The organism is Thermoflexibacter ruber (assembly GCF_900113045.1).
In the GTDB taxonomy this organism is placed as follows: Bacteria; Bacteroidota; Bacteroidia; order Cytophagales; family Thermoflexibacteraceae; genus Thermoflexibacter; species Thermoflexibacter ruber.
This window is the reverse complement of sequence record NZ_FONY01000010.1, coordinates 61,405-84,478: the sequence shown is the minus strand read 5'-3', so window position 1 is coordinate 84,478 and position 23,074 is coordinate 61,405. Positions and strand designations below refer to the sequence as shown.

18 protein-coding genes are annotated in these 23,074 nt (G+C 37.5%); 11 read left to right on the top strand and 7 right to left on the bottom strand.

The genetic code is table 11. From position 1 onward, the window contains the following. The first annotated feature begins 485 nt into the window (after window positions 1-485). The 3 genes from BM141_RS07320 (at window position 486) to BM141_RS07310 (ending at window position 3,348) form a co-directional block, all read left to right on the top strand. A complete protein-coding gene (locus BM141_RS07320) occupies window positions 486-776 on the top strand; it encodes a hypothetical protein (protein WP_143090833.1) in 291 nt (96 codons plus the stop codon). Window positions 777-943: 167 nt separating this feature from the next. Then, window positions 944-1,936 (top strand): sugar phosphate nucleotidyltransferase, encoded by a 993-nt coding sequence (locus BM141_RS07315; RefSeq protein WP_091542554.1) that lies wholly within the window; start codon window positions 944-946, stop codon window positions 1,934-1,936. Between the two features lie 92 nt (window positions 1,937-2,028). Then, entirely contained in the window at window positions 2,029-3,348 is a 1,320-nt protein-coding gene (locus tag BM141_RS07310; protein ID WP_091542551.1) for a hypothetical protein, read from the top strand. Window positions 3,349-3,495: 147 nt separating this feature from the next. Here the strand turns inward: BM141_RS07310 and BM141_RS07305 are convergent, their stop codons facing one another. Together BM141_RS07305 and BM141_RS07300 are read right to left on the bottom strand one after the other, a co-directional pair. Continuing rightward, the gene (locus BM141_RS07305) at window positions 3,496-4,758 is read right to left on the bottom strand and encodes a M56 family metallopeptidase (RefSeq protein WP_091542547.1); all 1,263 of its coding nucleotides are present in this window, start codon (window positions 4,756-4,758) and stop codon (window positions 3,496-3,498) included. 79 nt (window positions 4,759-4,837) lie between these two features. Further along, window positions 4,838-5,197: a BlaI/MecI/CopY family transcriptional regulator gene (locus tag BM141_RS07300; protein ID WP_091542544.1), complete on the bottom strand. Its 360-nt coding sequence runs from the start codon at window positions 5,195-5,197 to the stop codon at window positions 4,838-4,840. Between the two features lie 227 nt (window positions 5,198-5,424). Between BM141_RS07300 and BM141_RS07295 the strand changes: the two genes are divergently transcribed. Then, entirely contained in the window at window positions 5,425-7,248 is a 1,824-nt protein-coding gene (locus BM141_RS07295; protein ID WP_091542540.1) for an ABC transporter ATP-binding protein, read from the top strand. A gap of 92 nt (window positions 7,249-7,340) precedes the next feature. Here BM141_RS07295 and BM141_RS07290 read toward each other — a convergent pair whose 3' ends face one another. Continuing rightward, the gene (locus tag BM141_RS07290) at window positions 7,341-8,441 is read right to left on the bottom strand and encodes a type III polyketide synthase (protein WP_091542536.1); all 1,101 of its coding nucleotides are present in this window, start codon (window positions 8,439-8,441) and stop codon (window positions 7,341-7,343) included. A gap of 82 nt (window positions 8,442-8,523) precedes the next feature. Here BM141_RS07290 and BM141_RS07285 point away from each other — a divergent pair, with 82 nt between their 5' ends. The 3 genes from BM141_RS07285 (at window position 8,524) to BM141_RS07275 (ending at window position 11,519) form a co-directional block, all read left to right on the top strand. Then, window positions 8,524-9,030: a hypothetical protein gene (locus BM141_RS07285; protein ID WP_143090832.1), complete on the top strand. Its 507-nt coding sequence runs from the start codon at window positions 8,524-8,526 to the stop codon at window positions 9,028-9,030. Between the two features lie 184 nt (window positions 9,031-9,214). After that, a complete protein-coding gene (gene pdhA / locus BM141_RS07280; protein ID WP_245764007.1) occupies window positions 9,215-10,177 on the top strand; it encodes a pyruvate dehydrogenase (acetyl-transferring) E1 component subunit alpha in 963 nt (320 codons plus the stop codon). A 151-nt stretch (window positions 10,178-10,328) separates the two neighbouring features. Beyond that, entirely contained in the window at window positions 10,329-11,519 is a 1,191-nt protein-coding gene (locus tag BM141_RS07275) for an outer membrane beta-barrel protein (protein ID WP_091542529.1), read from the top strand. A 3-nt stretch (window positions 11,520-11,522) separates the two neighbouring features. Here the strand turns inward: BM141_RS07275 and ytxJ are convergent, their stop codons facing one another. After that, window positions 11,523-11,870 (bottom strand): bacillithiol system redox-active protein YtxJ, encoded by a 348-nt coding sequence (gene ytxJ, locus BM141_RS07270; RefSeq protein WP_091542527.1) that lies wholly within the window; start codon window positions 11,868-11,870, stop codon window positions 11,523-11,525. Window positions 11,871-11,992: 122 nt separating this feature from the next. Here ytxJ and BM141_RS07265 point away from each other — a divergent pair, with 122 nt between their 5' ends. Further along, a complete protein-coding gene (locus tag BM141_RS07265; RefSeq protein ID WP_091542522.1) occupies window positions 11,993-12,613 on the top strand; it encodes a cytochrome c oxidase subunit 3 in 621 nt (206 codons plus the stop codon). Between the two features lie 94 nt (window positions 12,614-12,707). Here the strand turns inward: BM141_RS07265 and BM141_RS07260 are convergent, their stop codons facing one another. The 3 genes from BM141_RS07260 to purS form a co-directional block, all read right to left on the bottom strand. Further along, window positions 12,708-14,135, bottom strand: coding sequence for an arginine deiminase family protein (locus BM141_RS07260; protein ID WP_091542519.1), 1,428 nt, complete (start codon window positions 14,133-14,135; stop codon window positions 12,708-12,710). 129 nt (window positions 14,136-14,264) lie between these two features. Beyond that, window positions 14,265-14,588: a thioredoxin gene (gene trxA, locus BM141_RS07255; protein WP_091542516.1), complete on the bottom strand. Its 324-nt coding sequence runs from the start codon at window positions 14,586-14,588 to the stop codon at window positions 14,265-14,267. Window positions 14,589-14,711: 123 nt separating this feature from the next. Then, complete coding sequence (purS, locus tag BM141_RS07250) at window positions 14,712-14,960, bottom strand: phosphoribosylformylglycinamidine synthase subunit PurS (protein WP_091542514.1); 249 nt, start codon at window positions 14,958-14,960, stop codon at window positions 14,712-14,714. 168 nt (window positions 14,961-15,128) lie between these two features. Between purS and BM141_RS07245 the strand changes: the two genes are divergently transcribed. The 3 genes from BM141_RS07245 to BM141_RS07235 all read left to right on the top strand — a co-directional run bounded on the left by BM141_RS07245 (window position 15,129) and on the right by BM141_RS07235 (window position 23,023). Beyond that, the gene (locus BM141_RS07245) at window positions 15,129-18,923 is read left to right on the top strand and encodes a zinc-dependent metalloprotease (protein ID WP_091542511.1); all 3,795 of its coding nucleotides are present in this window, start codon (window positions 15,129-15,131) and stop codon (window positions 18,921-18,923) included. Between the two features lie 337 nt (window positions 18,924-19,260). After that, window positions 19,261-21,447: an ATP-binding protein gene (locus BM141_RS07240; RefSeq protein WP_091542508.1), complete on the top strand. Its 2,187-nt coding sequence runs from the start codon at window positions 19,261-19,263 to the stop codon at window positions 21,445-21,447. Window positions 21,448-21,577: 130 nt separating this feature from the next. Then, a complete protein-coding gene (locus tag BM141_RS07235; RefSeq protein WP_245764006.1) occupies window positions 21,578-23,023 on the top strand; it encodes a Gfo/Idh/MocA family protein in 1,446 nt (481 codons plus the stop codon). Window positions 23,024-23,074 lie beyond the last annotated feature (51 nt).

Below are 23,074 nucleotides of genomic sequence, written 5' to 3'. Positions count from 1 at the left end.
ACTTACATTTTAATATGTTAAACTATTTTAAAAATGCTTAAAATTAATAGCATGGAAAGTACAAATTTTTTAAAAAAAACTGAATTAAGCCTAAAAATAATCAAATAAAAAGAGGAAAATGCTCACTTAATAAGCAGAGTGTCCTAAAATTTGTACGTAAATGAACACATTGTATCTAAAAACGTACACTTTTTTAGATAAAGCTGAGGCAAAAAAATATATAAAATAATGATTGTCAAACTTTTACTATTTTTTGGCATATCCTTTGGCTAATAGAGAAGTATTAGAAAAATAATTAGAAAAAATAGATAGTAAATAGAAAGAAAAATCTTAGTTAGATAGAAAAGTTAAACCTGAAAGAAAATTAATTACTTAAACTTAAAATAGCTTTAATAAAGATGAAAACTAATAGAATGAGTATTATTAGAAGTATAAGTTTCAGATTATTGTCATTAGCTTTTATATTTTTCTCCTTGATTTTCAGTGTGAAAGCTGAAGATAACAAAGACAAAGGAAAAAAGAAAGAACAAAATCAGGAGAATGTAGTTATATATAGTGCAAGTGAGATGGCGTTTTTAGAGCAGGTAAGTAAAGAGTTTGAAGCGAAAGTAAGCAAAGCTATCTCAAATACTTTGGAGCGAGGTGTAGAGTTGATAAAAGTAGTTGATAGTGAGGGGAATGTGATTTTGAAAACTACCGAGATGAAAGATATTCCTTCTAACGCCGAAAAGCTAATGGAGTACAGAAAAATAGCATTTTATATTGTGAATTTATAGGTTGATATGTTTTAATTGTTGTAGCTAAAAGCTACCTCCTATGGAGGTAGCCTTTTTCTTTTTAGGGGAGTGCTGCTATAATTTTTCTAATCTTTTTACTCTTACACTTTACAAATCCAATAAAATTTACAAATTTTACCTTTTAGAACATTCTCCATTTGCAAAATATGAAAGTTGTCATACCCTTAGCAGGCATAGGTTCGCGTTTACGTCCTCATACTTACACCCAACCTAAAGCACTCTTACAAGTGGCAGGAAAGCCTATTTTAGGACACATCTTAGACCGCTTGCTGAGGGTGGGTTTAGATGATTTTGTGTTTGTTATAGGGGATTCGGGTTACTTAATAGAAAGCTATATCAGCAGTTTTTACCCTCAAATCAAGCGGGTATTTGTGGCACAGGACAGCCTACTCGAAACTGCTCATGCAATATGGACAGCAAGACAATTTATTGAAAATGATGAAGAAATACTCATCGTGCCGGGAGATAGCATTTTCAGTTTGAAACCACAGGAAGTACTTTGGGTGAGAAACTCCGTAGCAGGAGTGCATAGAGTAGATAATCCTGGACAGTACAATATTGTAGAGTTAGATGATGATAAAAAGTTTATCGAGAAAGTCAGTGTAAAACCTAAAATTCCTATGTCTAACTTGGCACTGATTGGGATTTATAAAATTAGTAACGTGCCTCTATTATTAAAAGCAGTAGAACATTTGGTAAGCAACGAACTCATTACGCATGGTGAGTATTACATGACTGATGCCCTGAAAATCATGCTTTCCGAAGGAGAAAAAGTAGGCATTGCTGAGGCAAACTACTGGTATGATTGTGGGAAAAAAGACAGCCTGCTCGCCGCCAATGTAGTGCTGCTCAATCGCCCTGAGTTTCAGTCAGCTGACCCTGAAAAATACCGCTCTTGTATCCTGATTCCTCCTGTAAGTATAGGGGAAAACTGCCAAATAGAAAATTGCATTATCGGACCCGATGTAGCCATAGGCAATGACACTAAAATCAAGGAATCTATTATTAAAAACAGCATTATTGGCTCTTACAGTGAACTGCAAAATACCGTTTTAGATGCCTCGCTGATTGGAGATGATGTCATACTGAAAAGCCCAAGCCTCAAACTCAATCTCGGCGACCATACAGAAATGAAATAAGTGTATCAGGTTACTTACTTTTTCAGAAAAGTAGGCTTTCTTTGCTAATTAATCAATAAATTTGGTAAATCATATCAGAAAAATTGACATCTATGACGAACACCCAACTTTCTGCCAAACCTTTACAAGCTACCAAACAGGATATTCAAACTGTACAGCAAGAACTTCAAAAGCAGAAACAAGGTATGACTCCTGCGGATTTGATAGTAAGAACAGGGCTTTCTGTGTACCAAGTCAATGATGCCTTAGCAGAGCTCATCAAAAAGCACCCTTGCCGCTTAGATGTCAATGAAAAAGGAGAACTTATCTATGAGTTTGATTTTCAACCTGAAAAAAATACTTTAGCAAAGTGGGCAAGCAAAGCATGGCAAAGTACCAAAAAAGGCATCGTTAATTTTGTTAAATGGCGGGTTTCCAATGACCTATACAAAAACTATAGTGGTGGTATCATTAATTGGGTGATTGCCCTTGCCCCTCTCTCACCGCTGATTCCTTTTTACTATCTTTTTCGCAAGTTTATCCCAAGTTTTAAAGTTAAAACAGATAACCTTATCCAATTTTTTTGTGAAGGAGAACCTCCACCTTACTACAATGCTTTTCGCAAAGATGAGATAAGAAAAATAGCTTTTAACTTTATCTTTGGAGAAAAAGAGAACAAAGATGAATTAGATTTAGAAAAAAGAATTTTGTCATACATAGATTTGCACAGGGGAAAAATCACTACGGCAGATTTAGTCATGCTGACAGGTTGGAGTTTTGATAAGGCAGAGCAGGAAGCTACTAAACTGATGGTACAATACCAAGGAAATGTATATGTTACCGAAGAGGGAGTCATCGTTTATCACTTTCCAGAAATAGACAGCCAAAACAAGGTTTGGTACAATACTAAGCCCAATGCCTCCCCCTACATTTGGGATAACCTTATTCCTTTGCGAAAGTGGAACAGCAATTACGCTTCAGAAAATACCACTATGGCAAAGGCAATTACTATACAGTTTTTGTATGCTTTGTTTTTCTTACCGCTTTGGTTTTTTCTTATGCAAAATTCTAATTTTATGTTCAGTACAATGTTTAGCTTGCTTTACTATGGATTTTGGATAACAATAAGTTTAGCGTATAGTACCTTTTTACCTACTTTTATTGTGGGCAAGACTAAAATGCTCAAAGAAAACAAAAAGAGAAAGCAAGAAAATGAGTATTTTTCCTTTCTTCAAAAAGTTTTCTCCTCCCAAGAACTTCTTTTAATCCTCGATGAGAATATACCCAACAGCGAAAAAGAAAAACTTTACGATAGGGTACTGCATGAATGGCAAGCAGAGATTAAACATGATGAGCAAGGCAATATCGTTTATCATTTTGAAAGGTTAGAAAAAGAATTAGAAGTAGTACAAAGAGAAAGAAACCGAGAATGAAGCGAGTAATTTTAAATAAAAATCAACATTGATAAGGCTGCGAACCTCATAATGTTGATTTTAAATGGATTAACTAACATTTGATTGAATTTTATGCAACTTTCGTTGATGCAAAGGATATTTGTTTGTTAGGAGAGCGTTCGCTTGCTATTCTACACGCATCTTGCACGGGCTACAAGAGCACGCATAATAAGCTGGTTTATTATTTTGCGGTGGATGATACTCTACCACACACCCACAACTACCTTCACATGAAATCGAGGATTCTGTGCTACTTATTTTAAATGTTTTACCGTCTTTTTCTAAAGGAGTAGCTATAGAAATTAACCGATTGTTTTTGTCTTTAATAGCAGTATATAAGACACTTTTCCCATCTTTATAACTCACTATTTTTCTCTCTGCCATGCTGTTTTCATCAAGTTCCATAGAGGCATTTTTGGCATGGCGAGTAATGATTGGGCTTAATTGTTTTACAAAATCCTTCTCACTCTGATAAAAATAAACATCTTTTCCATTCTGATAGGCAATTGTGGCTTTATCAATTTCAGGAAGAATTTGCTTACTACAAGCTACCAATAGGGCAGTTGTAGCCACTAAGGCTATCGCCAAAACCGTTTTAGCATTGCCTTTCAACTTGGTTGTTTTTTGTGCGTGTAACATTTTGATTCTTTGTTTAATTTGTTGATTGTGAAATGAATGTATAAAATCAAGTTGTAAATTTTTAAATAGAGAACTAACCATAAGGCTGACATAATCCTCTGTATTAGAGATAGTTTTTGCCTTTCGGTCTGCAATAAACTCGTGCTGATTGACGATTTCTTTTTCGTATAAGTAAATGAGAGGGTTAAACCAAAAAATAACCTTTTGCAAGGCTATGAAAATCAAGTCGTAGGAATGTCCTCCTCTGATGTGTGCTAACTCATGCTCTAAGATTTGCTTCTCCTCCTGCTTAGTCAAGTTTTGTGAACTATCCCAAAAAAGGTAGTTGAAAAAGGAAAAAGTACTGGAGTGCGAGTTTCTAACTCGTATATTTGAATAATTGTGGAAACGATTTTCTAACTCGTTTTCCTTTATCATTTTTATTAATTTGAAAATACGTATCAGAAACATTATCAAGGCAATACCCACTCCTAACCAATAAATTCTCCCAACTATTTCTCCCCATGACCAGCTTTGCGTTTCTGTTTGCTCTACAGTAATCTCTGGAAGCACAAAAACTTGCATTTCACCTATTTCGGTAGCACGCTGTCTTGATAGAGGAATATCCAAAAAAGGGGCAAGCAGAGCCACTGCCAGAGAAGTCAGCAGATACCAACGATTCCTTTCAAAAAAAGTATCCTTTTTTAGGAAAACTTGGTAGAAAGCAAAAAAGACAAGCACGCTAAGAAAGTGATAAATGAAGTAGGTCATTTTAGTTATGAGTTATAAATGGGAAAATAATGTCAGACTACTTCAAGCAGTCCTCAAACCGTTTTTAAACAATTGTAAACTATTCTAAATCTTTCTTTACATGCTTCATCAACTCCTCTACATCTTTCAAGTCCATATCATTTTGCTTGACAAAGAAAGATACCATTTTCTCAAACGAGCCACCAAAATAGCCGCTTAAAAAGTTCTTTAAGAATGAGTTACTGTATTCACTTTTAGAAATCAAAGGAAAATACTCATAAGTATTTCCATAGACATTATAGTCGACAAAACCTTTTTCTTTTAGAATCTTCATAAAGGTTCCCACTGTGTTATAGGCAGGTTTGGGTTCGGGCAGCTTCTCTATGATGTCTTTGACAAAACCCTTTCCTAAGTCCCACAATACCTGCATGATTTGTTCTTCTGCTTTGGTAAGTTGCATCTTTTTTCGAGTTATGAATTAGTAATTATAAGTTATGAATGATTGATATACATTATAATTTATAATCTATCATTTATCATTCGCAATTCAAACATAGTACTAATTTTTTAGTTTTGCAACTAATTTATTAGGAATTTATTGTTAAATTTTGCTAAGAAAGGCAATGTAGGGAAAAATTCAATACTTTTCCTAACTTTGCCAGCTCAAAAAGATACCCTTTTCAAATAATGAATTCTTATTTACGCATTATCTCTTATTCCAAGCCATACAGTAGTTACGTTCCTACCTATCTGATTTTGACCTTATTAGCTGTGATTTTTGGCTCTTTGAACTTTGTATTGCTTACCCCGGTCTTAGATGTACTTTTCCAAAGCATTCCTGCTGAAAACTTGCAAAAGCCAGAGTTTGCATGGAGTATCAATTACCCTAAGCAGTTTTTTTACTATTATTTGTCCAACATAGTGAAGCAATACGGAAGCATGAAGGCTTTGCAGTTGGTCTGTGCCGTTATTGTGGTTTCTGTACTGCTTTCCAATGTATTTCGCTATGCTTCTTTTGTAGTGATAAACAAGGCGATGTATAAGATTTTGAGTAAGATACGAGAGGAAATTTTTAATAAAATGTTGTCTTTGGACTTGGCTTACCTCTCCAATGAGGCAAAAGGAGATTTGCTTTCTCGCATCACTAACGATGTAGAGCAAGTAGAGCATGGGGCGGTGATGCAACTCAAAGGCATTATCAAAGAGCCATTGACTATCCTTGTCAATTTTAGTATTTTGCTCTATATTTCCTTCAAACTAACGATTTTTGTAATTTTAGTACTGCCCGTAGCTATTTTGCTTATTGCACGCTTGGCAAAAAGCCTACGAAAACACGGCATAGATAGCCAGCAACTGTTAGGGAAAATCCTTTCCACCGTAGAGGAAACGCTCTCAGGCTTAAAAATTATTAAGGCTTTCAATGCGTCTGACTTTATCCGCCAGAAGTTTCACCAACAAAATCAAAGCTTTACTAAGACAATCATATACATTCTTAATAAGGGAGATTTGGCAAGCCCGATTTCCGAAACCGTAGGCGTAGTTACTGTTTGTATTATTTTGCTTTATGGTGGTTCTTTGGTACTGAGCGACTCCCCGGATTTGACTGCCTCTCAGTTTTTTGCTTACATTGCGATTTTTCTACAAATTCTCAATCCTGCAAAAGCGTTTTCCTCTGCGGTGAGTGCTTTGCAAAGAGGACTTGCTGCCGCCGATAGGATTTGGGCTGTATTAGATATTCGACCAAAGATAAAAAATGCAGAAAATCCTATCTCCATCAAGGCATTTAAGGAAAGTATTATTTTCAAAAATGTATTCTTCAGCTATAATTCAGAACGTACTATACTGAAAAACATCAATTTGGAAATAAAAAAGGGTAAGATGGTTGCCTTAGTAGGCAACTCGGGGGGCGGAAAATCTACTTTAGCAGACCTCATTCCAAGATTTTATGACGTGAGCGAAGGAGAAATTTTGCTTGACGGCACAAATATCCAACAATACGACTTGGAAGAGTTGAGAAAACTCATGGGCATAGTAACCCAAGAGTCTATTTTATTCAATGATACTATTTTTAACAATATTGCCTTTGGTGTGCCTAACGCTACGGAAGAAGCGGTAATTCAAGCGGCTAAGATTGCCAATGCTCACGACTTTATCATAGAAACAGAAAACGGCTACCAAACCAATATTGGGGACAGGGGAATGAAACTCTCAGGCGGGCAGAGGCAAAGATTGAGCATCGCAAGGGCAGTCCTGAAAAATCCTCCTATTTTGATTTTGGACGAGGCAACTTCCGCTTTGGATTCACAATCAGAGCGTTTGGTACAAGATGCCCTGAATCACCTCATGGAAAATCGTACTTCCATAGTCATTGCCCACCGACTTAGCACTATCCAACAAGCTGATGAAATCATTGTGCTTCAGGAAGGTGAAATTATAGAAAGGGGTACACACGAAGACCTGCTCGCCAATGAGGGATTTTACAAGCGATTGATTGCTTTGCAATGGCAATGATTTATTAGAGTTCTTGCGAAAGTACCTATTTCCCCTCTCAGAAGGAAAGGGGGCAGGGGTGAGGCGATAAAAAAAACGCTTTTGCAAGAAGTCTATTGGTGTATTTTCATTAAGGCTGACTCTACGGTAAGCCCAGGTCCGAAAGCCATACCCAAAATATTGGCTGTATCTTTTTGAAAATCAAAATTTTCTAAGATATTTTTTAATACAAAAATAATTGTAACAGAAGACATATTGCCAAAGTTTCTCAGTACCTCGTAGGCATATTGATTTTTTTGCGGAGGCAAGGCTAAGATTTTTTCTACCGTTTCCAATATTTTTTTTCCTCCTGGGTGTATTGCTAAGGTATCTATCTCTGCTAAAGTCAGACCAAACTTGCTTAATAGCTTGAAAATCAATTCTTTCATTTTTCCCTCTAATAACTTAGGAACATAAGAGGAAAGTCGCATTTCAAAACCAAAATCTCTGACAAACCAAGCCATATCGCTTCTTCCCTCAGAAGCTAAATCGCAATAGAAACCTTCTAAACTAAAGGCTTTGCCTTCTGCTTTTTGGGCTTGCACAAGCATCGCTCCCGCACCATCAGCAAAAATAGCATTAGCAAGCAAGTGATTTTCAGTATTTTCTTTTTGAAAATGCAAGGTACAAAGTTCTACATCGGCTATGAGTACATAAGCCTGAGCATCTGCCTTGCAAATCGCATCGGCTACTTTGAGGGCATTAATTGCGGCATAGCACCCCATGAAGTTGATACAAATACGTTGAGTATGAGTAGGTAAGCCTAATTTTTCTATGATTTCTATGTCTATACCCGGAGCATACATTCCCGTACAGCTAACGGTGATGAGGTGGGTAATTTTTGTTAGTAAGTCTTTATTTTTTAGGCAGTTATCTATTGCTTTTACACATAAGTCTGCGGCGTATTGCTCGTAAATTTTCATACGAGCAGTAGTGTTAGGGAAAGGTTCTAAACCATTTGTATTGGGAAAAAACTCAAAATCAGCTAATTGGGCGTAGTCATTGATGACGGAGTAACGAAAATCTATGGCAGTCGCCTTGTAAAGCATACGCAAGCGTCTTTCCTCTACTTTGTCTAATTGAAGGGCTTTTGCCATGAAACTTGCAATTTGAGATTGTGCTACTTTTGTGGAGGGATTTGCCGTACCGATAGCAGTAATATAAGATGTCGACATTTTGATTTTTCAATAGAATGATGTTACTTTGAAAGATAATTAGGATAAAGTTATGAAACAAGCCCAACAATGTTTTTTTCTTGTGATACTTCTTGCATCGGTAAGTTGTAAGACTACTTCCACCGTTAGTAATTCCCAAAACACTAATTTTAGCGATGATGTTAGTAGTTTTAGAATAAAATTTAACCCAACAGATACTCCTGTGCAAACAGTAAATCCTAATAACAATGCAGTTAAACCCCCTGTTACTAACTTGCAAGAACCTATAGGCAGCATGAAAGTTCCTTTGGATACGCTTTTGGGGCAGATAGCAGAAAGCAACAAATCTTTTTCTGTCAAGGGATATAGAATACAGATTTATTCAGGTTTAGACAGAAAGGAGGCAGAAAAAGCAATGGCAGATTTTAACAACTTAAGGACAGGCTCAGAAGATAGACCTGAATTGGAATATGTACAGCCCAATTTCAAAGTAAAAGTAGGCAATTATTTAGAGAAGCCTAAAGCCTATGAATTGTACTATAAAATCAAGGGTGTTTTTCCAAGTGCCTCTATTATTTATGAAAAAATTAAAATTCCAAGATATAAATAGGCTTCGTGTAGCCCTAAGTTTTGGTTTTTAAAGAAAAAGTTTTCAATTTTACACTATCGTATTTGATTTAGCTATATTTATCTCGGTTTATTCTAATATACAGCAAATTATGGAAGTAAAAACGAATGGTCTAACGGCAGAGATAGCCATAGAAAACGAACATGAGTTTTCTAAGGAAACCTATATGTATTGGTTCAGGAGTATGCTGCTGATGCGTAGGTTTGAGGAGAAGGCAGGGCAACTATATGGGCAACAAAAAATCAGAGGTTTCTGCCACCTTTATATTGGTCAGGAGGCTTGTGCCTCAGGTGCGGTTTCTGCTTTGACCAAAGATGACAAGTGGATTACTGCTTATCGCGACCACGGACATCCCTTAGCCTTAGGCACAAGCGCAAGAGCGGTCATGGCTGAGCTTTACGGAAAATCCACAGGAACAACCAAAGGCAAAGGAGGTTCTATGCACATTTTTGATAAATCAGTAAATTTCATTGGGGGACATGGCATTGTTGGAGGACAGATTCCGCTGGGGGCTGGTATTGCTTTTGCTGAAAAATACAAAGGTACGAAAAACTTGTGCATGTGCTACATGGGCGATGGAGCGGTAAGGCAGGGAGCTTTTCACGAAGCACTGAATATGGCGATGACTTGGCAACTACCCGTAATTTTTGTGATAGAAAACAACGGCTATGCGATGGGTACTTCCGTAAGAAGAACATCTAATGTAGTGGAACTGTATCAGTTAGGCTCTGCTTACAATATGCCTTCCGAACCTGTCGATGCTATGAACGTAGAGGCGGTACACCGAGCAGTAGCCAAAGCAGCAGAAAGAGCAAGAAATGGTGAAGGTCCTACCTTGTTAGAGTTTAGAACTTACAGATACAGAGGACATTCTATGTCAGACCCTGCTAAGTACCGCACCAAAGAGGAAGTAGAGGAGTACAAAAAACAAGACCCCATAGAGCAGGTAAGAGCGACTATTTTGGCGAAAGGCTTTGCTACAGAGGAGGATTTAGAAAAAATAGACGAGGAGATAAAAGCAGAGGTGCTTGATGCGGTAGATTTTGCAGAAAAATCTCCCTACCCAGACCCTTCCGAAATCTATACAGATGTTTATCTGCAAGCAGACTATCCGTTTATCAAGGAATAAACCTGAAACTATACTTCAAAAAAGGAACAGCCAAGTGAGAGCTGTTCCTTTTTTTTCTTTCTAAATAAAATTACCTACACAGAAATAAATCATTTCTCCATGCACAATTATTCAAAATATTTTTATCTTTGAATAAAACAAACACTACAAAATGAGATACTTATTGTTATTATTGCTTCTTTCTTTGATGATTCAAACTTCTTTTGCCCAAGATACTGATTCTAAAATTACCTTGCTCAATAATAAATACAAAACCATAGCCAATAACTTAGAAAAATTGTATCAAAATGGTGAATTAGAAGAAGTTATTAGCTTATTTAGAAAATCTTGTTTAGAGAAAGATGAGGATTTGGCTCGCGAATCCAAAGATTTCAGAAAAGTAAAAAAGGAGTTTCAAGCCGATATATACAGTATAGTTTGTCGTGCTTATATCGCTTTGGACAAACCCAATTTAGCTGACAGATTTCTAAGTAAACTTTTTGCCATTAGGGTCGATGAGGACTTCCAAGAGTATTGGTTAGCTATCAGAGAATCGAAAAGCTATGATTACTATATAGCTCCAAGATTACAGATAGGAGGGGTCATAGGGAGCAATCTCTCTTTTGCTATGCCTACTGAGCGGTTCTCTATATTTAACAATATGCAGTTAGGCAATAGCATAAGTTCTGAGAAAAAGTATTTTAATAGTTTTGAAGAAAACAATTTGATAGGTTTTAGGCTGGGTTTTTTACTTACTTATGCCCTAACAAAAAACTTTGCCTTGCTGATACAGCCCTCTTATAGCAATTATCGCTTTGCTTATCGGGATTTTTATGGCTGGGCTGACAACCCTGCACCTAATTTGAGCCTTTTGTTAGACTTAGAAAAGAATAGTATCCAATCCATCAATTACATAGAAATACCTGCGGTGATGCGTTATCAGTTCTTAATCGACAAAAAGTTTAAACCCTACTTGCTTCTTGGGGCATTCAATGGCTTATTGTCTAATGCAAGTAAAACATTAGTCATCAAAGAACTACCCGGCATACGCATCAATGGAGAAAAGACTGATTTTTTTGGTAATACTGCTTCTGCTCGCTATGACGTTACTAACCTACTCAGTAGCCATTACTACGGGCTGGTCATAGGTACAGGCATGGGTTATCACTTTCAAAACTTTCGCTTCTCATTTTCTGCTACTTATCGATACGGGCTTAACAACATCGTCAATCCCGCCCAACGATATACCAATCAGGATTTAGTATTTGGTTATCACGATATTTTTGACAATATGCTTCTAAACTCGCTTAGTTTACAATTAAGTATCAGTTACGTGCTTACACACAAAGCATTTAGGAGGTAGCTTTTAGTAATTAGCCATAGATTCTTGCACGATTTCAGCAAAATTAATATCAAAATGTGAAGCATGATAAATACATTTGCCCTTGTCTATGAGCAAGACCTGTGGGGACTCGTGTATAACTCCATAAAAATCAGCAATATGATTAGAAAGTTCTCGGTAAGAAATTAAGTCCAAATAAAAAGGAATGATGTGTTTTGCCTGTTCCTCTTTCCAATTTCTTTCTAATCGATTTAGGACTGTGGCACTGATAGAACAGCGAGTGCTATGCTTAAAAATGAGTGCTTTTTGGTGATAAGATTGCTGATTAATTTTTGCTAAGTCTTCTAATGAAGTTATTTTTTGCCAATTCATATACTTTTAATTTTTGGAACAGTGAAAATCAAGAACCAACTAAATATTGAACCACTATAAAACATAAAGCCTTCAAAAAATGTTTCGTAACTAATTAGATACCTTTCAATATTGCTTATTTTATGGAAAAAAACGTTCCTACTCAAGAGATTCCTCTTTTCAAACGATTAGAAAAACAGCACCCCTTCCTCATTATGCTCTATTTAGCTATGACAGGTAGCGGGGTAGTATTTTTATTTCTTTTAGTTGGGTTTACCAAATCCTTAGAAAAATTTGACCTTAGTAATTTAGCTTTTCCTAAGTTTTTCTTTGTCAGCACTATTTTTATTCTGGTCAGTAGCTACTTTGCCCAAAAAGCATGGACAGACTTCCATATAGACGAAGCAAAATCTTTGCGTACAAATCTTTTTTATCTGTTTATTGTAGGAGCAGCATTTTCAATTTGCCAAATCTTGGGCTGGCAAAGTTTAGTGGCACAGGGTATTAGGTTCTCGGGAAAAGCAGCAGGTTCTTATATGTATATTTTAACAGGGCTACATATCTTACACCTGCTTGCGGGCTTAATATTTGCGATAGTACAGTTCAACCATTACAAAAAAGCAAGCGAAGATGCGGTGCAAGCACTCATTATCTTTAGCAACAAATATGAAAAAATGAAAATGCGTCTATTAAAGGATTATTGGCATTTCTTAGACGGTTTATGGATAATTATATTTTTGTACTTGTTGTTCTTTTTCTTTTGAGAAATTTTCGTGTTTGAACGGCAAGCTATTGATTATGTCTATTTTAGCTTGCCGTTTTTAATGAGAGAAAGCCTTTTTGCCAGCCCTATTACCTCTACAGTTTATCTCTTAGGATAGGCATACTCATACAGTGCGAGCCACCTCGCGCTCTTGAAAGCTCTGCGGAAGGAAGCATGATGAGAGTATCTTTGAGTGTATCAGGCTTAAGTTCTTCTTTTTCAAACTTTTCCAACAGTTCTGCCGCTTTAATTACCCTAAATCCTTGCTTAGCAAAAGCCTCTGCTGTGTGATGATTTCTGTCATAGCCTACCACTACTCCCTCTTTGATAGCCAACAAGTTACACGAATCAGTCCATTGCTCTCTTTGACTATAAGGAAAAACATCATCGCCAGAGTAAATAAATTGGGTAGGAGATTTGGAATTGAGGTCGTTCTGGCTGATGTCGTCTAATAAATCTTCTAAATAGTCAAACTCGACAGGCTTACGCTTTCCTTCCCAAAACTGCATTATCTTCATCTGATTTTCCTCATTTCGTTTTCTCTTGCTATACATTTTTTCTAAGCGGTCTTTTTCTTCTAACTGTCGCTTTGAGAACTTGCCAAAAAGCACCCACATATTGCGTTTTACTTGGGTAAAAACAGTATCTATGTGCATAAAATCGCGCTTAGGCGGAATTTTGATAACTGATACTTTTTCTACTACTTCTTTCTTGAATAAAGCGTCTATGATTTTATTTACTGCATTGGGCGTAGTGCGCTCGCTCACTCCTACAAGCAGATTATTAGGAGCGACCATCATGATGTCGCCTCCCTCCAGCGTAACTTGCTTATGTTCGCGCTCTGCTCCCTCTAAGAGGAAAAACAACTCATCGTCTTGTATTTCAATGAGTTTATCTTTATAGCTTTCAAAAGTAGGGTGATAGTGGAATACATATTTTGAAATAAAAGACTCTCTGCGGCGCGCTTCTTTTGCAGGCTTATTGAGCAAGATATGGTCATTGATAGTAATGCCTATGTCGCGAGTGAAAATAAAATTAGGAACGGGGGCAAAAAGCATCTGCTCATTTGGCAAAGAGCCAGAAATCAATGTTTTAGCTAACTCTATGGGCGATAAATCATTGAGGAGGCGTTGTTGGGCAAAAGAACAACGCTCTAATGCACAGATAGAAGCCACTATCTCATTTTTAAGGCTTTTATCGACAAGAATTTCAGAAAGTAAGTATTGCATATCCAATACTTTATCTGATTTGTGATAGCCAGCATCATCGGGCTTATAAAATGCTCTGTTATTTTCAGGTTTATCTATCTCTGCTAACTTTCCTTTGACTTTTTCAGTATCTAAAAAGTAAAGTAAAATTTTGACAAAGTAGTCGTACTCTTGTCTGCGAATATTTTTTAGGTCGACTATGTCCTCAAAAAGCCAATCTTGTGCTTTGGAAGGGACTACCTTCCCCAAACCACTATCAGGGCTATGAATAATTACTCTTTTGAGTTTGCCTATTTCAGTACTTACGTGAATCATACGTGCTAATTGTTTGTTTGCAAAATGTCTTTCAGATTTGCAAGAAAGCACTTATTTTCTGAAAATAAAAACAGTTTTGGCAGAAACCTACCAAAACTGTTTGATTTACCTCAATTTGTATAAAAAAGACTACAATTGTGCTTCTAATTTTTTAGCTAAAACGTTTTTTGTGGTCGCTCCGATGATTTTATCTACCACTTGACCATTTTTGAAAAACATCAAGGTAGGGATACTGCGAATACCATACTTGAAAGAAACCTCTGGGTTGCTATCCACATCGAGTTTAGCTACGGTAGCTTTCCCTTCATAGTCGCCTGCCAACTCCTCCACTACAGGAGCTACCATGCGACAAGGACCGCACCACTCTGCCCAAAAATCTACTAAGACGGGTTTATCAGAAGCAATTAATTCTTCAAAATTTTTATCTGTTGCTTCAATTACTGCTTTTGCCATTTTGTTATTAATTTTTTGTCAAAATAATTTTTTGCTGTGAAGTAAAAAAACATAATCTCTATTTTACTTCATTAATACTAAAAACAATAAATACAAAAATAAGTTCATTGCCTCGGCAAAGCTTTATATTTCTATAAGTTCGTAGTCGAAGCCTTCCATGATAGGATTAGCAAGTAATTTTTGACAGGCGGTTTGTACTTTTTCGTTTGCTTCTTCTTTGGTATCTGCCTCTATTTCTATGCTAATATGCTTCCCTATTCGCACATCAAGGCTTTGTATGCCAAGATTTTTTAGTCCAAGCATAACGGCTTTGCCTTGTGGGTCAAGCAATTCTTTTAAGGGCATTACATCTATTTCTGCTCTGAATTTCATGAGATTTAAGTAGTTTAAAATTGTATGCAAAAAATTATGCTGTAAACTTACATACGCTTTTCCAAATTAGACATAGTTTTTGCTTAAAATTATTATTACATTGTTAAAATCTATTAACTTGAAAGCCATTTACTCCGTTATAGACCTTAGTAAAAAATAGTTAAACTCATGAAACGAAAATACCCTATTGTGTTTCTAAGCAAGTATTCAGTAAACCTTCGCTCACTGCTTCTGGCTTGCTTTATTACTTTGCAACTTTCCGCCTTTGCTCAAAACCGTTTTAGGCAGTGTGCTTTTGACCAGATTCACAAAAGTATGCTTCAAAAAGACGAGCAATATAGAAAAAACGTAGAGGCGATGGAGGCTAAAATACTCGAGATGATAAAAAAAGGAAGTGCTTACAGAACTGAAGCCGCTACCTATATTATTCCCGTAGTAGTTCACGTAATGCACACAGGGACGGCAGTAGGTACGAGTTATAACATTTCCGATGCTCAAATTCAGCAAGCCTTAGACCATGCGAATCAACTTTTTGCAGGCTCTATGCTGAGTACCAATACGAATATGGAGTTTGTCTTAGCAAAAAGAAGCCCCACTTGCGCAGCTACTACAGGGATTAACAGGGTAAATGTAGGTGGAAATGCCACTTATGTAGCGGGTGGAATTAAGAGAAGCACCATGACAGGGGTAGATGAAGAAGTAGTAAAAGACCTAAGTCGTTGGTCTAATAAAGATTATTATAATATTTGGGTAGTCAATAAGATTGATGGAAATGATGGAACAGTATGCTGTGGGTCTTTCACTGCGGGCTATGCCTATTTCCCGGGCGCACCTGCTAATGTTGATGGAACGATAATCTTAGCAAGCCAAATGACCAATACAAGTGGAACGCTTGCCCATGAATTAGGTCATGCTTTTGGGCTGTACCACACCTTTGAAGGAGATGACAGTGGCTGCCCTGCCAATGGGAATTGTAACACAGACGGGGATAAAGTATGCGATACAGAACCTCATGAAAACCCAAACCTGACTTGCGCTTCAGGCAATAATCCATGCACAGGCGCAGCTTGGACTACGGCAGTGTTGCGAAATATTATGAACTATTCTACTTGTGGGGAAGACATTTTTACTGCTGGGCAAGCAAACAGAATGGAAAGTGCTTTGCTTAGCTCTCGCTCCTCTTTGGTCAGTTCTTTGGGAGATGAGCCTCCGCCTGCTTCTTTGCCTACTGCCCCCACTTGTGCTTTTTCTGCGACTCATGGTTTAGGTAATGGATTTGGCATAGAAAACTTTACCTTTACCAATGGCACAAATACGATTAACGTAACCTCCTCCTCTTCCGCAGGCGACGGGACTAATTACACGGACATGACTTGTAATCAAGGCACTACCGTACAAACTAACACTACCTACAATGTTTCTGTAAAGACATGGTTTGACTTGAACTTTCACGATGTACGGATTTACATAGATTTTAATAATGATGGAGATTTTGTAGATGCTGGTGAAACAGTTTTTACCTCCAATAACTCTAAAGGTCCTCACCTTGGTACGGTTACTATCCCTGCCTCTCCTCCTCTCACCAACACGCCCCTGAGAATGAGAGTGTTAGCAGATATGTCAGGAGGTATCGTTAGCCCTTGCCAGATTACAGGTTTTTCTGGTTTTGGTGCAGGGCAAGCCGAAGATTATACCATCATCATACAAGGGGGAGCATTGCCTACTATTAACACCCCTACCTCTGCGACTATTACCCACAATTCTGCAACTTTGGGAGCAACTATTACCGCAGACGGAGGCTCTGCCATTACAGAAAGAGGCATCGTTTGGTCGGTTACAAGCACTAACAACAACCCTATCATTGGGGGAACAGGCGTTACCAAAGTTATCGAGGGAGGTACGGCGGTAAGTGCATTTACTACCGCCGCAACAGGGCTTCCCGCCAATACTAATATTTCTTTTAAGGGCTATGCCACCAATGCTAATGGGACAGCTTATACTTCGGTAGCTACTTTTACCACCGACCCCTCGCCCAATCCGAACTTAACTGTAAGTGCGAATGAAACTCATAGTGGTAACTACAACAATGTAACGGTAACAGGTACAGGAACGCTAACTTTGAATGGAAATATCAATGTAGATGGTACTTTTACTATTCAAAATGGAGGTAAGGTAATTACAGATTGCCATATCATTACTGGAAATGGAAACTTTAACTTGCAAGCTGGCGGGATATTACAAATTTGTAGCAATGCAGGTATTACTTCCTCTGGAGCGGCAGGCGATGTACAGGTAATAGGTACGCGTACTTTTAGCAATGATGCCAATTATATTTACAAGGGAAATGCCGCTCAAAACACAGGAAATGCCCTCCCTTCACAAGTGAGAAACCTAACGATTGATAATGCTAATCACGTAACCCTTTCCAATGCCTGCGGAGTAAAAGAGTTGGTGATTTTACTAAACGGCAATCTGATTTCCAATGGAAACTTGACCTTGCTATCCAGTGCAAGTCATCAAAGCATGGTACAAAATCATGGGACTTCTGTGGTAGTGGGCAATGTAACCGCACAAAGACACGTGCCTAATTATGCCCTTCGCACCACAGTTCAAGGCTACAATTATTTCTCTTCCCCGATTTCCAATGGCAAGGTCAGCGATTTTAATGGGGTGGGTTTTGCAGCGGTCTTAAACCCTGCTTATGACTGGGTAGTGCCATACTCAGGTGCATTCCCTAATGTCTATCGCTACAATGAAAGCAAAGTGGTCAGCTCGCCAGCCACTTTTGATATTTTTGAAAAAGGCTGGGAATCTCCTGCCAATACGACTGAAAACTTAGAGGTGGGCAGAGGCTACATCTTAAACCTCAACTCTGGAACAGTCATAGATTGGGTAGGTACGCTCAATAACGGGGACATCAATATTCCTATTACCAAAGGCACAGCCACTAACTCTGGGTGGAATTTAGTAGGCAATCCTTATCCTTCCAATTTGGATTGGGACTTGGTTTGTAGTTATATGATTGATGTAAATAGCAATAAACTTCAAAATACAACTATCCATCGTAGGATTGCTACTGCCCCTTACGCAGGAACTTGGGCAACTTACAATGCAGACGTGCAAATGGGGACAAATTCAGGAACGAAAGAAATTGCTATGGGACAGGGTTTCTTTGTATTAAAAGCAAATATGGGTAGCGATAACTTAGTATTTACTAATGCGATGCGCACTTACAATAATACTCAGTTTTTTAGGACTGAAGAAAATGAAGAAGGCAAAACACAAGGAGCAATGAAGCTAAAACTCTCCTCTCAAAGGTGGTCAGATGAAACGGTACTTTTCTTCAAAAGAGGCGCAACTGAGGGGTTTGATGAGCGTTTAGACGTACCTAAAATCCAGCTCAACTCGAGTCCTGCCCCAAGCCTTTATACCAAAGTGGGGAATAAAAACTTGGTTTACAATGCTATGTCCATAGAAAACTTGCCCAAAGAAGTGCCTTTGCATTTCTATGTAGCAAGCAACGGGCAGCATGAAATCAGCCTGAGCGATTTGAGAAACTTCAAAGAAAACTTGCCGATTTACTTAGAAGACAAGAAGTTAGGAATTACCCAAAACTTGAGAGAAAAACCCTATACTTTTTCTGCCAACGCAGGCACAGATACAAGTCGTTTCGTCTTGAAATTTGAAGTCGCTTTTGCTCAAGTAATTCCAGATGAATCCTTGCTTATTTATCCTAATCCAACAAGTAAAGAGTTGAAAATCAATATAGACAACCATTACAAAGGTAAGGTGCAAATTCGCTTGAAAGATATGTTGGGTAAGGAAATCAACGAGCAGATTTTTGAAAAACAGTTTACCAAGCAAGAAGTGGTATTGGATTTAGAAAACTTGACAAAAGGAGTTTACTTTGTAGAAATACAAAATGGACAAGGAAAACAGATAAAGAAAATAGTGAAAGAGTAGTTTTTTCAAAGTAAATTGGCATACAAAAAACAAAGCATCAAACTTACAAGTATCGGACTTAGGAAGTTTGGTGCTTTTTGCATTAATTTAAGAAAATTTATCATAAAAATATAATTTTTTGTGCGTCTTTTGTTATATTTATTACGTTTTTACAATAATCAAATTTGAGGACTTTAATAACTATCTTGTGCTTATCGCTCTCTATGCTGTAATAGAAATTTGACCCCATGTAAAAAAGTTTTAAAATTATACATAGAAAATGTACTTATTTGTATTTTTGGCGAAATATTTTGTATTGCTAACATCATAAATTTAGTTAGTAAGCATTGGCAACAACATGAAACTCTCAAATACTCAATATCAAGTACTTCATATATTGATTGCCCGACTACTACAAACTTTTTTAGTAGCTGGGTTAATTTCTTTCTTAGTAGGAAATTACTCTCTTTACGCACAAGGAGGAGGACAGCTAACTATTAGAGTATTTGATGAGAATAATGCCAAATTAGCAGGAGTAACTGTGCGTCTGGCGGGTAGCAAAATTGAACGAACTACAGACGGGAAAGGAGAGGTTAGATTTTATTTAGAAGATAGGGCAGGTTTTGATGCTAATAGTCTTGTTTTCATTAAGAAAGGGAAAAGTGTTAAATCATATTCTCTTAGCCCTGATGGGAAGGAGATGATTGTAATCATGCACAATACTCAGGAAAATTCAGGGACATTGTATGACGAACGAGGAAGCCTTATGGCTAATACTCCCGTGAAGTACATAGATTTTAATGAAACAGTTGTTACTACAAAAACAGGCAGGTTTACCATACATACGCCGGTCAATCAAAAAGTGAGCAAAGACAGCAAGTTTGAGGTTAAAGGAATACTTATTGCCAAAGAGGATATAAATACAGAACAACAACCCAATGGCACAGTGAGATTTAGCCTTATTTATCGCGAGCCTAAGACTATTGCTAACAATAAAAATACTGTTCAGAAACAAGAAGGTATCTCTGAATATATTATTTATTTAGAAGACAAAAAACCTGCGGCAAATCTCAAAGTATTCATTAATGAAGATTCTTATATCACCAACACAGAAGGCAAGATTACCCTAAAATCTCCAATTACTCAACTTATAGAACCTATTTTTCCAGAAAGTTACCTTGTAACACACAAAGAACAAGATAATAGATATGCTTACATTTTTATAAAAAAGGCTCAGACAGAGATTCCTCCACCAAACACGTCAGGTGTAAGAGAAAATATTGAAAAAATTACAGAGGAACTACTTACTGTGCCTATTCTATTGAGAGAAAAAAGTAAGAGAATTAGTGCAGAGATTGTTAAAATAGAAGATAAAATCAAAAATGATAAATCTTTGACCGAGGCACAGAAAAAGAAATACACTGAAGTTTTGGCAAATCTGAAAGAAACCTTAGCAAAGAATGAAGAAACTTATAATCAGTTACAGCAACAGTCAGGCGAAGTATTAGCTCAGATGCAGTTACTTATTGCTTCCAAACAAGATTCTCTGAAGAAACAAGCAGAGTTAGCAAAGATTTTGCAGGAGAAATACGAGAAAATAGAGGCAGAAAAAAGGCAACTTGCAGCCGAGTTTAGAAATAAGATTATCCTTTTCTCCTTAATTGCTCTTGTTTTTGCTTTTGCGGCGATTTTCCTCTTTATCTTATCAAGACGGTTGGACAAGCAGAAAAAAGAATTGGCAGAAACCCTCGCTCAAGTACAAGCACAAAAAGTTCAGATAGAACAACAAAATACTCAATTACAGGTACAGAAACAGGAGATAGAGCAGAAAAATACGCGATTAGAAGACTTAGACAGAGAGAAAAATAGTTTGATGAACATAGTAGCTCATGACTTGAAAGCACCACTCAACAAAATTGCGGGAGCCGCACAGTTGTTACCCAATTTGGGAGATTTGAACGAAGAGCAAGAAGAATTTGTGCAAATGATACGCAAAGTAGCTTTCGAGGGCAAAAAATTCATAGAAGACTTGTTAGATATTAATGCCATAGAACAGCAAAAACCAGAAGCGATTAACTGGGAAAAGGTTGACTTAGAAAACTTCTTGATTCCTGTGGTAAACAGCTACAAACAACAAGCAGAGAACAAAAAAATACAGCTACATTTTGACCAACAACTGAATACGAAGGTGATAGATGCAGACCGCAGTTACCTCAATCGTATTTTAGACAATTTGGTTTCTAATGCAATCAAGTTTTCACCTCAAGAAAAAAATATTTACATCTCGGCGGTAGAAAACTCTCACATCGTCTCTATTTCTGTCAAAGATGAAGGACCTGGTATTAGTCCTGAAGACCAAAAAAAGATGTTTAAGAAATTTCAAAAACTTTCTGCCAGACCTACCGCAGGGGAAAGTTCTACAGGATTGGGCTTATCTATTATCAAAACCTTAGTAGAGCGAATGAACGGTAAGATTAGTGTAAACAGTGAATTAGGCAAGGGGACTGAGTTTGTGATAGAGTTACCTAAAGAAAAGAAAGTATAAAAACTGCTACTTGGGGAAAGGTAGTTGTGTGGCTTGACCAATTTTAGACATTCAGATAGATACTTTTGCATTTCAATCAATACTATTTTTTATAAATTCAGTTATTTTTAATACTAAAAATCATCAATCAATGAGTATGTCTAACGAAGAGAAAAGCACTGCTACCAAATCAAATCTTTCACGAAGAAATTTTATCAAAAGTGCAGGGATAGCTACTGCGGCTTTTAGCATCGTACCTCGTTTTGTTTTAGGAGGTAAGGGATTCATTCCCCCAAGCGACACGCTTTACATTGCGGGTATAGGAGTAGGGGGAAAAGGAGAATCTGACTTGACAGGTTTTGCTAAAAATCCAAAAGCAAAAATTGCTTTTTTATGCGATGTAGATGAAAGAATGACCGCCAATTCACGTAAAAATTTCCCTAATGCAAAGTTTTACAGAGATTTTCGTGAAATGTTTGACAAAGAATCTAAAAATATAGATGCTGTGTCTGTTTCTACACCTGACCATACACACGCAGTGGCTACTATGGCAGCTATCCAAAGAGGTAAGCACGTGTACGTACAAAAACCACTCACACACAATATCTACGAAGCACGTATGCTTACCGAAGCCGCAAGAAAGTACAAAGTAGTAACGCAGATGGGCAACCAGTATGCCTCTGCTGACTATGTACGAGTAACCAAAGAATGGGTAGAAGCAGGTCTGATAGGGGAAGTTACCAATGTACTTACATGGACAAATCGCCCAGTTTGGCCCCAAGGTATTCCTACCCCCAAAGGCAAATTTGATATTCCCAAAGAATTAAGTTGGGATTTGTGGTTAGGTCCTGTCAAGCCTATGGACTTTAACCCTGCTTATTTACCTTTTAACTGGCGTGGGTGGTGGAATTTTGGCACAGGAGCTTTGGGCGATATGGCTTGTCATATCATGGATGCCGCTTTTCGTTGCCTTCCTATAGACTATCCTTCTGAGGTAGAGTGCAGTGCGACCACAGCATGGGAAGACTTTTTCAAAGAAGCAAATTATGTAGATAGCTGTCCCGCTTCTTCTATTATACATCTTAAATTCCCACGTAAAGATGGCAAAGGCAGTATTAATTTTACTTGGATGGACGGAGGACTCATTCCAAAAAGACCAGAAGAACTACTCCCTGACGAGCAGATGGGTGGTGGTGGCAACGGCTATATATTCGAGGGAACTAAGGGTAAACTGATGGCAAACTATCAAAGTATGCCTGTACTCTTGCCTACTTCTCGTATGAAAGAAGTAGAACTTCCTAAACCAACGATTCCAAGAGTAGAAGGAGGAGAAGCAGGACACTATACTCAGTGGGTAGATGCTTGTATCAAAGGCTATGGAAATATGGAATTAAGTTCCCCATTTGATTATGCAGGTCCTTTCACGGAGGCAGTACTCATGGGCAACTTAGCTATCAGAAGCTATGCTATGCGTGACGGAAGGAACTATCCCGGTAGGAAAAAACTGCTTTGGGACGCAAAAAATATGAAAATTACCAATTTTGATGAAGCCAACCAATTTGTAAGACGAGAATACAGAGAAGGCTGGACTTTATAAGCGGTTTAGATAAATCAAACCCTAAGAATTTTCAAAGTTCTTAGGGTTTTT

What these genes read in the sequence shown, in the direction of transcription:
- BM141_RS07265 (WP_091542522.1), top strand. Translation starts at nt 11,993, where the DNA reads ATGGAAAAAAACGTTCCTACTCAAGAGATTCCTCTTTTCAAACGATTA.
- trxA (WP_091542516.1), bottom strand. Translation starts at nt 14,588, where the DNA reads ATGGCAAAAGCAGTAATTGAAGCAACAGATAAAAATTTTGAAGAATTA.
- purS (WP_091542514.1), bottom strand. Translation starts at nt 14,960, where the DNA reads ATGAAATTCAGAGCAGAAATAGATGTAATGCCCTTAAAAGAATTGCTT.
- BM141_RS07235 (WP_245764006.1), top strand. Translation starts at nt 21,578, where the DNA reads ATGAGTATGTCTAACGAAGAGAAAAGCACTGCTACCAAATCAAATCTT.
- BM141_RS07310 (WP_091542551.1), top strand. Translation starts at nt 2,029, where the DNA reads ATGACGAACACCCAACTTTCTGCCAAACCTTTACAAGCTACCAAACAG.
- BM141_RS07305 (WP_091542547.1), bottom strand. Translation starts at nt 4,758, where the DNA reads ATGACCTACTTCATTTATCACTTTCTTAGCGTGCTTGTCTTTTTTGCT.
- BM141_RS07290 (WP_091542536.1), bottom strand. Translation starts at nt 8,441, where the DNA reads ATGTCGACATCTTATATTACTGCTATCGGTACGGCAAATCCCTCCACA.
- BM141_RS07240 (WP_091542508.1), top strand. Translation starts at nt 19,261, where the DNA reads ATGAAACTCTCAAATACTCAATATCAAGTACTTCATATATTGATTGCC.
- BM141_RS07300 (WP_091542544.1), bottom strand. Translation starts at nt 5,197, where the DNA reads ATGCAACTTACCAAAGCAGAAGAACAAATCATGCAGGTATTGTGGGAC.
- BM141_RS07245 (WP_091542511.1), top strand. Translation starts at nt 15,129, where the DNA reads ATGAAACGAAAATACCCTATTGTGTTTCTAAGCAAGTATTCAGTAAAC.
- ytxJ (WP_091542527.1), bottom strand. Translation starts at nt 11,870, where the DNA reads ATGAATTGGCAAAAAATAACTTCATTAGAAGACTTAGCAAAAATTAAT.
- BM141_RS07275 (WP_091542529.1), top strand. Translation starts at nt 10,329, where the DNA reads ATGAGATACTTATTGTTATTATTGCTTCTTTCTTTGATGATTCAAACT.
- pdhA (WP_245764007.1), top strand. Translation starts at nt 9,215, where the DNA reads ATGTATTGGTTCAGGAGTATGCTGCTGATGCGTAGGTTTGAGGAGAAG.
- BM141_RS07295 (WP_091542540.1), top strand. Translation starts at nt 5,425, where the DNA reads ATGAATTCTTATTTACGCATTATCTCTTATTCCAAGCCATACAGTAGT.
- BM141_RS07315 (WP_091542554.1), top strand. Translation starts at nt 944, where the DNA reads ATGAAAGTTGTCATACCCTTAGCAGGCATAGGTTCGCGTTTACGTCCT.
- BM141_RS07260 (WP_091542519.1), bottom strand. Translation starts at nt 14,135, where the DNA reads ATGATTCACGTAAGTACTGAAATAGGCAAACTCAAAAGAGTAATTATT.